Origin of the sequence: Streptomyces sp. SID4985 (genome assembly GCF_009863025.1) — a bacterium.
Lineage (GTDB): Bacteria > Actinomycetota > Actinomycetes > Streptomycetales > Streptomycetaceae > Streptomyces.
In genome coordinates, this window is record NZ_WWIR01000375.1 from 1 (window position 1) to 3736 (window position 3736).

Consider the following 3736-nt stretch of genomic DNA (forward strand, 5'->3'; position numbering starts at 1 on the left):
CCGCTCCTTGACGGGCAAACGTTGCCTGCCGCGGCACTAGACCAAGTTCACCTCACCGCGACCGGACGCGCCGCACCGGAGATCACAGCCCCCGGTGCGCGCCCCACAGTTCGGCCGCGCGACCGGCCGCCCGCTCGATGAGCGCGGCCAACTCGGGCCGGTCCGGCACCGCGAAGGACACGTACGCGCCACGCCCGCCGTCGACCGGCCGCCCGTACGCCTTCGCGGCCAGTCCGCCGTCCGGCAGCAGCCGCACGTTCAACGTGGTCAGCCGGAACTCCTGCCCGCGGCGGCTGTCCGTCCAGCAGAGCTCCTCCGGCACCCGCACATTGATCGCCAGGGCCGACACTTCGACAGCACCGTCACCAGTCATCCGGGCATTGTCCCAGCGCCGGGAAGCTGGCCGCCAACCTCGCCCCATGTCGGCCCTGGGGCCCGTCGGGGATGCTGATCAGCGGGGTCGCGTTACGGAGTCAGCCCCAGCAGCGCGGGCACGTCCGCGAACGAATCCACCACGTGGTCGGGCGTGCCGCTCGCGCGGTCGAGGGTGTCCGGCTGGAACTTGCCGGTCCGCACCAGCACTCCGGTGATCCCGAGCCGCTGTGCCCCCAGTACGTCCGACTCCACGTCGTCCCCGACCATCACCGCCTCGGCCGCGTCCACGCCCAGCCGGTCGAGCGCCGCCCGGAAGAACGCGGCCGACGGCTTCCCGGCGACCTCGGCCTTGGTCCCGGCCGCCGCCTCCAGCCCCGCGATGTACGCCCCGGCGTCGAGCTGGAGTCCGGCGTCGGTCCGCCACGTGAGGTTGCGGTGCAGGGCGACGAGGCGCGCGCCACGGCGAAGATGGCTGAAAGCTCGGTTCACAGCGGCGTAGCTGAATTCCGGACCCGCACCACCGACGAGCACGACATCGGGCGCGTCCGAGTCGTCCTCGCCATCCTCGTCGACGAGGGTGATCCCGGCCAGATCCTCCTCGATGTCCCCGCTGTTCAGCAGCGCGCACCGGGTGCCCGCCAGGTACGCGGCGGTGGCGGCGGGCGCGGTGAGGATGTCGTCGGCGTCCACGGCGAACCCCGCCCCGGCGAGCGCGGCGGCGACCGAGGCCCGCGTCCGGGAGGTGGTGTTGGTCACCAGCACCACCCCGAGGCCGCGGTCCCGCAGCACCCGCAGCGCCTCCACCGCACCGGGCAGCGCCCGCCAGGAGACGGTCAGCACCCCGTCGATGTCGACCAGCACGCCTCGCACATCCCGCACGCCTCGCACGTCCGCAAGGGAAGCCATACCCGGACCATAACCGCCCCGGCCCGCCCCTCGCCTACGCTCGCCCCATGCCCCCGCACCTCCTGATCCTCGGCGGCACGACGGAGGCCCGCGAACTGGCCGCCGCGCTCGCCGCCGACCCCGCCGTACGCGTCACCACCTCCCTCGCGGGCCGCGTGACCCGGCCGGTCCCCCTGACGGGAGACACCCGCACGGGCGGCTTCGGCGGCCCTGCCGGCCTCGCCGACTGGCTCCGCGTCCACCACGTGGACGCCCTGATCGACGCCACCCACCCCTTCGCGCGAAAGATCACCACGAACGCCCTCCAGGCCGCACGGGAGGCGAAAATCCCGGCGCTCGTCCTACGCCGCCCCGGCTGGCACCCGACCCCCGGCGACGACTGGCACCCGGTCCCCACCCTGACGGCTGCCGCAGCACCCCTCCCCGCCCTCGGTCACCGCGTCTTCCTCACCACCGGCCGCCTGGGCCTGTCAGCCTTCGCCGCGCTGGAGGACCTCCACTTCCTCGTACGCTCCGTGGAACCCCCAACCCCACCTCTGCCCCCGCACACCGAACTCCTCCTGGCGCGCGGCCCGTTCACCCTCGCGGACGAGCTGGACGTCCTCCGCGCCCACCGGATCGACGTACTGGTCACCAAGGACAGCGGAGGCGGGGCAACGGCCCCGAAACTGACGGCGGCCCGCCAACTCGGCCTGCCCGTAGTGGTCGTAGAACGCCCTCCGCTGCCGGAGGACGCGATGACGGTGCCGGACGCACAGGGCGCGCTGGCCTGGCTCGACGCGCTCCAACTGCGCTGAACGGAAAGCCACTTGCGCCCCCGGAATCAGCCCTCGTCCCCGTGCCTGCGCAGCAGATACGTATCCATGATCCAGCCCTTGCGCTCCCGAGCCGCCGCCCGCAACTCCTCGATGCGCGGGGCGACTTCGCCGAGAGGGCCGGAGACCAGGATCTCGTCCGGGGTGCCGATGTACGCGCCCCAGTAGATGTCCATGTCCTCCCCGGCGTACCGCAGGAACGTCTGGTGTGCGTCCAGCATCACCACGACGTCGTCCACCCCGTCGGGAAACCCCTCCGCCAGGCGCCGCCCAGTCGTGATCTGCACGGGCCGCCCCACCCGGTTCAGCCCCGTACGGTGCCGGGCGACCAGCGAGGAGACACTGCTGATCCCGGGTATCACGTCGTACTCGAACTCCACCGCCCCCCGCTCCAGCACCTCCTCCAGAATCGCGAGCGTGCTGTCGTAGAGCGCCGGGTCGCCCCAGACGAGAAAGGCCCCCGTGCCGTCCGCGCCGACCTCCTGCCCGATGAGCCGCTCGTAGATCCCGGCCCGCGCGCTCCGCCAGTCCCCGACCGCCGGCGAGTACTCCGCCCCGCCCGCCTTCCGGTCCCGCTCCGGATCCCGCGCCTCCACGACCCGGTACGACCCCGGCTCCAGATGCGCGTCCAGAATCTCCCGGCGCAGCCCCGTCAGATCGCTCTTCGCCTCCCCCTTGTCCAACAGGAAGAACACGTCGGTACCGCGCAGCGCCTTGACCGCCTGCAACGTCAGCTGGTCGGGGTCGCCGGCACCGATCCCGATGACATGAATCTTTCGCACGGGTCGAGTGTGCCGTACGAGGTTCGCAAGGGGTCGGGCTGGGCCGAGCTGCGGCCCGGGGACGGATTCAGGCGGGGGGCCGGTCGCCGCCGAGCCGGTTGTCGAGGCAGTGCGTACTGACAAGAGCGGACCGTGCTCAGGACCTCAGGACCTCGGAACCTCAGGACCTGAGCCTGGGCGCCTCCACCCCGGCGTCGACAACTCCCCCCTCCTTCTCCACCCGCTCGGCCAGCGCCACGGCCCACTCGCCGACCCCGCCGAGATCGATCCCGTGCGGCCGGGGCTCCCCGCTCTCCACCCCCCACTCCCGCACGGCCCCCGCACCGCGCCGCAGCAGCCGGGCACCGCCCGTCACGTTCCCCCGAGCCGCATGGGTGAGCCCCACCGCGACCTGCGCCAGCCCCCGCCACAGCCCCCGCTCACTCTCGGGCCCCGACTTCCAGGCGTCCTCGAACACCTCGTGCGCGTGGAACGGCTTCCCCGCGTCCAGCAGCGCCTGCGCCTCCACGACCGTCTCCTCCGGCGACCGCACGACCCCCTCGGGCTGCCGCTCCACCCCGTCCGCGCCGTACGGCAACGGCCGCCCCAGCCCGTCCCGGGGCCGCGCGTTACGCGCCCGCCCCTCCACGTCCCGGTCCCGCCCGTCGCCCACCGGCCTCGCGTCCGCGTCTCCCATACGACCGATTGTCCCCTCCCCACCCCCACCGGCTTCGGCCCAGCCCCCTACGTGGGGTAAAGTGCTGTTCGCGCGATCACGCGGGTCACCGCGAGTAAGCGCATCGGGACGTGGCGCAGCTTGGTAGCGCACTTGACTGGGGGTCAAGGGGTCGCAGGTTCAAATCCTGTCGTCCCGACTCG

At 72.9% G+C, this 3736-nt stretch carries 5 protein-coding genes and 1 tRNA gene; 2 read left to right on the top strand and 4 right to left on the bottom strand.

Annotated features, from left to right (window positions below; genetic code table 11):
* Nucleotides 1-82: 82 nt before the first annotated feature.
* Nucleotides 83-373 carry a hypothetical protein gene (locus tag GTW40_RS15810; RefSeq protein WP_161180828.1) on the bottom strand — a complete coding sequence of 97 codons (291 nt, stop codon included), beginning with the start codon at nt 371-373 and terminating at the stop codon, nt 83-85.
* 92 nt (nt 374-465) lie between these two features.
* Complete coding sequence (locus GTW40_RS15815) at nt 466-1254, bottom strand: TIGR01458 family HAD-type hydrolase (protein WP_343245712.1); 789 nt, start codon at nt 1252-1254, stop codon at nt 466-468.
* A gap of 74 nt (nt 1255-1328) precedes the next feature.
* Between GTW40_RS15815 and GTW40_RS15820 the strand changes: the two genes are divergently transcribed.
* Nucleotides 1329-2078, top strand: a complete 750-nt coding sequence (locus GTW40_RS15820; RefSeq protein WP_161180829.1) for a cobalt-precorrin-6A reductase — start codon at nt 1329-1331, stop codon at nt 2076-2078.
* A gap of 26 nt (nt 2079-2104) precedes the next feature.
* On the opposite strand, the gene cobF is transcribed toward GTW40_RS15820, so the two are convergent.
* Entirely contained in the window at nt 2105-2878 is a 774-nt protein-coding gene (gene cobF, locus GTW40_RS15825; RefSeq protein ID WP_161180830.1) for a precorrin-6A synthase (deacetylating), read from the bottom strand.
* A 160-nt stretch (nt 2879-3038) separates the two neighbouring features.
* Entirely contained in the window at nt 3039-3554 is a 516-nt protein-coding gene (locus tag GTW40_RS15830; protein WP_161180831.1) for a DUF309 domain-containing protein, read from the bottom strand.
* Between the two features lie 104 nt (nt 3555-3658).
* Here GTW40_RS15830 and GTW40_RS15835 point away from each other — a divergent pair.
* Nucleotides 3659-3732, top strand: a tRNA-Pro gene (locus GTW40_RS15835).
* Nucleotides 3733-3736 lie beyond the last annotated feature (4 nt).